The 6355-nt window shown below is 45.2% G+C and carries 6 protein-coding genes, 7 tRNA genes and 1 rRNA gene; 1 reads left to right on the plus strand and 13 read right to left on the minus strand.

Annotated elements, in window-relative coordinates; all coding sequences use genetic code 11:
• Positions 1–15 precede the first annotated feature (15 nt).
• The 5 genes from FQ085_RS10305 to FQ085_RS10325 all read right to left on the minus strand — a co-directional run bounded on the left by FQ085_RS10305 (position 16) and on the right by FQ085_RS10325 (position 4127).
• Positions 16–639, minus strand: coding sequence for an anti-sigma factor (locus tag FQ085_RS10305; protein ID WP_078080035.1), 624 nt, complete (start codon positions 637–639; stop codon positions 16–18).
• A gap of 12 nt (positions 640–651) precedes the next feature.
• Positions 652–1215, minus strand: a complete 564-nt coding sequence (sigW, locus tag FQ085_RS10310) for an RNA polymerase sigma factor SigW (RefSeq protein WP_058386699.1) — start codon at positions 1213–1215, stop codon at positions 652–654.
• A 472-nt stretch (positions 1216–1687) separates the two neighbouring features.
• Positions 1688–2596 carry an arginase gene (gene rocF / locus FQ085_RS10315; RefSeq protein ID WP_071154072.1) on the minus strand — a complete coding sequence of 303 codons (909 nt, stop codon included), beginning with the start codon at positions 2594–2596 and terminating at the stop codon, positions 1688–1690.
• Positions 2597–2666: 70 nt separating this feature from the next.
• Positions 2667–3230 (minus strand): GNAT family N-acetyltransferase, encoded by a 564-nt coding sequence (locus FQ085_RS10320; protein WP_149456529.1) that lies wholly within the window; start codon positions 3228–3230, stop codon positions 2667–2669.
• A gap of 15 nt (positions 3231–3245) precedes the next feature.
• Positions 3246–4127, minus strand: a complete 882-nt coding sequence (locus tag FQ085_RS10325) for a LysR family transcriptional regulator (protein WP_149456530.1) — start codon at positions 4125–4127, stop codon at positions 3246–3248.
• 104 nt (positions 4128–4231) lie between these two features.
• Between FQ085_RS10325 and FQ085_RS10330 the strand changes: the two genes are divergently transcribed.
• The gene (locus FQ085_RS10330; RefSeq protein WP_149456531.1) at positions 4232–5311 is read left to right on the plus strand and encodes a citrate synthase/methylcitrate synthase; all 1080 of its coding nucleotides are present in this window, start codon (positions 4232–4234) and stop codon (positions 5309–5311) included.
• A 70-nt stretch (positions 5312–5381) separates the two neighbouring features.
• On the opposite strand, the gene FQ085_RS10335 is transcribed toward FQ085_RS10330, so the two are convergent.
• The 8 genes from FQ085_RS10335 to rrf all read right to left on the minus strand — a co-directional run bounded on the left by FQ085_RS10335 (position 5382) and on the right by rrf (position 6204).
• Positions 5382–5454: transfer RNA gene (locus tag FQ085_RS10335), tRNA-Ala, on the minus strand.
• A 31-nt stretch (positions 5455–5485) separates the two neighbouring features.
• Positions 5486–5558: transfer RNA gene (locus FQ085_RS10340), tRNA-Lys, on the minus strand.
• Positions 5559–5568: 10 nt separating this feature from the next.
• Positions 5569–5643, minus strand: a tRNA-Gln gene (locus FQ085_RS10345).
• Positions 5644–5662: 19 nt separating this feature from the next.
• Positions 5663–5746: transfer RNA gene (locus tag FQ085_RS10350), tRNA-Tyr, on the minus strand.
• A 20-nt stretch (positions 5747–5766) separates the two neighbouring features.
• Positions 5767–5842, minus strand: a tRNA-Val gene (locus FQ085_RS10355).
• Positions 5843–5846: 4 nt separating this feature from the next.
• Positions 5847–5921: transfer RNA gene (locus tag FQ085_RS10360), tRNA-Glu, on the minus strand.
• Positions 5922–5973: 52 nt separating this feature from the next.
• Positions 5974–6046 (minus strand) — tRNA-Thr (locus FQ085_RS10365).
• Between the two features lie 42 nt (positions 6047–6088).
• Positions 6089–6204: ribosomal RNA gene (gene rrf / locus FQ085_RS10370) — 5S ribosomal RNA — on the minus strand.
• Between the last annotated feature and the right edge of the window lie 151 nt (positions 6205–6355).

Here is a 6355-nt window from a genome sequence, read left to right on the forward strand (position 1 = left end):
TAGGAGAGGAAGGGTTTAATCTTCATTTTTGTCAAAAACAGTGGCTGCGTCTTTAAAGCCGTTTTTAATGGTATACCATAGCCATTCAAACGCTTGGTCGATTTCCTCAATTTCACCGGTAATGACCCCACTCGATGCCATGTACTCGCCATTAACAATGGTCACGTTTCCTTCAAGTTCGCCTTCTACACGTAAATCTCCATTACGTATGGTCATATCACCCACAACTGTTTGTCCTTCTGGAACAACGACAGTCTGTCCTTCTATAACAAGATTCGGTTGATTGGTAAAAGAAAATTGTTGTTCGTTGTTAAAGTTCGTAAACAGCGCTGTGCTCATCAATACGCAAAACAAAGCCGCTGCTGCGAGCATTGGGTGTTTTCTTAACCAACGCTGAACCCCAGCCCGCTGCTTTTCTTTCGGCAAGCGCTCCATTGTTGTTTGGACAAAATTGGGTGGCGCTTGTATATGGGAAACACTTTGGATAAATGCAACGGTTTTACTTAATGCCTGGTATTGTTCTCGGCAATCCTCACAGCTCTCCAAGTATTCTTTTAATTGTTGTTCCTCGCTCGGGCTTGTATCGCCGTCAAGGTGATGGTTCATTAATTGGATAATGTTTTCCGGACACGCATTCATCGTGATCGCCTCCTACAAATTGCTCAATTGCTTGCGAAGAGCTTCTCGGCCTCTGTGTATACGCGTCTTCACCGTTCCCAACGGCAAATCTAAAATTTCACTGATTTCCGCTAGCGGCAATTCTTCAATATACTTTAATACAATAGCGGCACGATACTTGTCTGGCAAGCGACTAATTTCATACTGCACCCGCTCCTGAACTTCCATCCGCATTAACTCTTCTTCTGGAAGCTCATCGTCATTGGCAATTTTTGAATACATATTCAAGCCTTCCGCTCCGCGCACTTCCGCATCTAAGTGGTAATCCGGTTTTTTCTTCCGAATCCGGTCGATGCACAAATTGGTAGCGATGCGGTACAACCAGGTGGAAAATTTGCGGTTCTGGTCAAACGTGCGGATATTTGCATAAGCACGCATAAAAGCTTCCTGAGCAATATCTTCTGCTTCTTGCTTGTTGCCAAGCATGCGGTAACAGATATGATACAGCTGGTGCTGGTAAAGCTCCACGATTTCGGCGAATGCGTTCTGATCGCCTTTTATTACTTTCGCTATTCGTTTATTGACTAACGCATCCATGATCTCATTTCCCTCCGCCTATGCGGCTGTACTTTGTATACGTATCTCGATTGAAAAAGTTTCATTTATTTTTCTTATTCTATCGTAGCAGACAGTACCCAAATAAATCCAACTATTTTTTACAAGTTTTTTCATTTAAGGAAGTTTATTAACTGATGAAACAAAAAAACAGGCTTTCGCCTATTCAGAATGCAGAAAAATTCGAATTAAAATAAATAACGATTCACAACCCAATCAGTCTAGCCACTTTGCTTTTTGCGGGCTCAACTTCAGCTTCCGTTGTTCCAGCGAAGGGCAAAGAGATGCTCCTATATCGTGCACTAGCTTCATCCGCGGAAAGCGTCGCATGAAGCGCACAATCCTGTATACACAAGATGAAGCGACCCGAGCGATGTATTCAATAAAAAAACTGTAGACAATTCGAATAACTCGAGTTTGTCTACAGTCTGAACAGGCTTTCGCTTGTTTTTGCTTATAATAATTTTTCGCCGAATAATGAACCAATCAACGCAACCGCAACATCCGCTGTTTTGTTTTTCTCGTCAAGAATCGGATTCACTTCTACAAATTCAGCAGAAGTAATAATGTCTGCATCATACAACATTTCCATTGCTAAATGACTTTCACGGTAGCTAATGCCGCCTGGAACAGGAGTACCAACGCCTGGTGTGTACATTGGGTCGATGCCATCAAGGTCGAGTGACAAATGAACCGCATCTGTTTTGCGCTCTTCTTTCAAATAACGGATCGAATCTTCGATGACGGCATGCATGCCCATTTTATCAATTTCGTGCATGCTGTAAACGCGAATGCCGTGTTCTTTGATCAATTCACGCTCACCTGGGTCAACTGAACGAGCCCCGATAATGACGATGTTTTCAGGTTTTACTTTTGGTGAATAGCCGCGAATGTTCGTCAATTTCTCGTGGCCGTGTCCAAAGCTTGCTGCAAGTGGCATGCCGTGGATATTGCCTGATGGTGACGTGTCGCTTGTGTTCATGTCAGCGTGTGCATCGTACCAGATAACGCCTAAGTTTTCATGACGCTCAGAAATCCCAGCGAGTGTACCGATTGCAATACTGTGATCGCCGCCTAACACGAGCGGGAAGTTCCCAGCTTGTGCTACTTCAAATACTTTATCGCCAAGCGTTTCTGTCGCTTCTGTGATTGCTTTTAAGTTACGTAAGTTCGTGGACGTATCGACGCTTCCGTCTGCTTGACCAATTTGGATGTCCCCTTCATCCGTAACCGTATGGCCCAACTCTTCAATGCGGTCTACTACGCCCGCATAGCGGATCGCGCTTGGTCCCATATCGACACCGCGACGATTTTGTCCGTGGTCCATTGGAACTCCGATAATAGAAATAGTTAATTTATTCATTATTCTATACCCCCTTAGCAAGATAGACTTATTGTAACCGCTAAGGTCTCTTTGGCTCAACTAGACAAAATCACGCATATTTATTCGCTTTTTTCGTCAGCTCCTTTTTTATTGTTGGCCAGTCTTTGTCAATTAGTGAATACACCACTGCATCTCTCGGCTTGCCGGTTGAGCGAATGCGTTCATTGCGAAGCACGCCTTCTTTCACTGCGCCCATGCGTTCAATCGCCTTCTGTGAACGGATGTTATCGGCATCTGTTTTGAATTGGACTCGAATCATGCCACGTTCTTCAAAGCAATAACTAAGTAAAGCAAGCTTAACTGCTGTGTTGACATGCGTTCGCTGCGCGGATTGCGCATAGAATGTTGCACCGATTTCACAGCTTTTATTCGCTTCATCAATTGCATATATGCGCGTTGTGCCGATGATTTCTGCTGTTTGTGGATTTTCCACTGCGAAAATAAGGACATTAGACTGATTAAGCCCAGATTCTAGCCACGCTACCAAATCTTCAAAAACCGCTACTTGGCTGAGCATGTGTTCGAAAATTTCCGGTGTGTATAGCGCCCATAAGGCTTCAAAATCATCTCTTTTCAATAAGCGTAACCGAATACCACCTGACTCAATAATCATTGCCCTCTCCCCTTTTCACGTAAAGTATACCGATTGAATGCGGCGCATAAAATCTTTTTCAAGTATCCCCATATGTTTTGTTAAAAAGTAAGTGGACACGACGGGCAATGGAAACAACTCAAAATGCGCTTCCATTAAACGTCCTTCCACCAATTCCCGGCGAACCATTGATTTTGGTAAAAAGGATGCCCCGAGACCCTCTTGTATAAAGCGCTTGGCGATATGAGCTTGCGTCACTTTCATCGTTCGAATTCCCGGCACGTGCAAACGCAACTTGCCTAATAGCTCTTCCCAAAAAACAGGGTGATGATGTGTAAACAGTACGGAATTCCGCAAAGCATCTTCCACTGAAACTTGCGGCCCGGTCTCGTCATCATAAGCATCTCTCGGCAAAACGAACAGGATTGGATCGTTGTAAACAACAACTTGCGCAATGCTCCGACCCGTAGGCGGTAAAGCAGAAATCCCAGCCGATACTTGCTCCGATTCGACTAAAGCTTCGATTTGTTCCGATTCTTCCACACGAATTACCAATTCTACTTCCGTATGTTCACGAATAAATGATTTCAGCACATAAGGCAAAATTGTTTCCGCCATCAACGGGGAAATAGCAAGCGTCCAGGTCTTCCGGTACCCTTGAGCAAAGGAATGCAATTCTTCAACACTGTCATCTAATTGTGCTAATACTTTTTCGGCTTTGTCTCTAAAATACCTGCCTTCTTCTGTTAACGACACCCGGTTGTGACTGCGCTTGAATAACAGAAGACCCAAATTTTCTTCTAATAACCGAATGTGAACAGTCACGCCGGGTTGCGACATCATCAGCCGTTCTGAACTTATTCTAAAATTTAAGGTTTCTGCAGCGTCCACAAAGGTTCTCAACCACTGGACTTCCATAACATCCCTCGTCTCGATTACTTTTCTTAATTGTCTCAATTATATATCTTTAATTTTTATTATCAAATAGAGAGCGTAAACTAAAAGAAAAGGAGGAGTTTATGATGTTTCAGCCTGGATTAAAAGGTGTTGTCGCTGTTCAAACAGCGATTGCTTCTGTGGATGGAGATATAGGGGAATTACGCTACCGTGGACAATTGGTAGAGACCGTCATACGCGGTAGGTCATTCGAAGAAACTGCCTATTTTTTATGGCATGGGCAATGGCCTGATGATGTTCAATTGGAAAACCTCCAACACCAATTGCTGAGTTACCGAAAATTGCCGGCACATATTGTTGAAATGGCTCAGTTGCTGCCAAAAGAAACTTCGCTAATGGATGCTTCACGGACATTGGTATCGGCTTACACACATAGTGAATTTCAAACCTTGCCTTCTGCAGAACAAGCAGTTGCGCTAACTGCCGCACTACCGGTAATGACTGCGCTCTTTTATCGCCTTCAAAACGGGCAGCAAGCCCTTAGCCCAAGAGACGATCTTGGTCATACAGCCAATTACTTATGGATGATCACCGGACAGCCACCCACAAATGGGCAAACGCAAGCGCTCGAAACTTATTTAAAATTAACAATGGAACATGGCATGAACGCTTCGACATTCGCAGCACGCGTTACCATTTCCACTGAATCCGATCTCGTATCTGCAGTTGTCTCAGCTCTTGGTACCATGAAAGGACCGCTTCACGGAGGGGCTCCATCAGGGGTCATTGATTTACTGGATACCATTCAAACAAAAGATCGAATCAACGCCGTTATTGCAGACAAGCTAGACCGAGGTGAAAAAATCATGGGTTTTGGTCACCGTGTTTACCGAACAGAAGATCCGCGGTCAATCGTCCTCCGAAAAAAATGCTTGGAACTCCAAGGAGAAGATTCGTGGCTTGATTTAGCAGTTGCTGCTGAAAGTCAGATCATTAAAGGGTTGAATGCCCGTAAACCAGGACGGGCACTCTATACCAACGTCGAATTTTATGCGGCGGCAATTATGCGATCCATTGCGATGCCGACACAATTATTTACGCCAACGTTTAGCGTCGCGCGAATTATCGGCTGGACGGCACACGCACTCGAGCAGCAAGACCATAACGTGATTTTCCGTCCTCAATCCGAATACATCGGAACCTAAAAAAACCCCGTATCCAAGTTAATGGATACGGGGTTTTTACACATGGATAGTACAAATACACATGGAACAATGGAGCCTAGGGGGCTCGAACCCCTGACCTCGTCACTGCCAGCGACGCGCTCTCCCAGCTGAGCTAAGGCCCCGCGCTGAACAGGCGCAAGGATGTTACAAGAATGAGCCATGAAGGATTCGAACCTTCGACCCTCTGATTAAAAGTCAGATGCTCTACCAGCTGAGCTAATGGCTCATAGTAAAAATGGCTGGGGTACCTGGATTCGAACCAGGGCATGACGGGATCAAAACCCGTTGCCTTACCGCTTGGCTATACCCCATTCATAACTATAAGAAAACTGGTGGTGGGGGGCAGATTCGAACTGCCGAACCCGAAGGAGCGGATTTACAGTCCGCCGCGTTTAGCCACTTCGCTACCCCACCGTATGAATTTGCGAAAAAAATGGTGGAGGATGACGGGATCGAACCGCCGACCCTCTGCTTGTAAGGCAGATGCTCTCCCAGCTGAGCTAATCCTCCAAAATGGTGACCCCTACGGGATTCGAACCCGTGTTACCGCCGTGAAAGGGCGGTGTCTTAACCGCTTGACCAAGGGGCCTTGGTAAAATTGTCTAGTTAACTTCCTATTCAGAAACTCTCAAAAGAATAAAAGCTTCCAACCGGATTCGAACCGGTGACCTCTTCCTTACCATGGAAGCACTCTACCTGCTGAGCTATGGAAGCAAGGTAAAAGAATCATTAGGAATAAAAAATAAACATAGAATAGCCCAGCGACGTCCTACTCTCACAGGGGGAAACCCCCAACTACCATCAGCGCAAAAGAGCTTAACTGCCGTGTTCGGGATGGGAACGGGTGTGGCCTCTTTGCCATCATCACTGGACTATTTGGTTGAGTGTTTGTTCACTCAAAACTGGATAAACGACAGGTGAAACAAGCAAGTTTTTCGCATACAATGTGTTGGTTAAGTCCTCGATCGATTAGTATTCGTCAGCTGCACGTATCGCTACGCTTCCACCTCGAACCTATCTACC

The organism is Planococcus sp. ANT_H30 (assembly GCF_008369335.1).
In the GTDB taxonomy this organism is placed as follows: Bacteria; Bacillota; Bacilli; order Bacillales_A; family Planococcaceae; genus Planococcus; species Planococcus kocurii.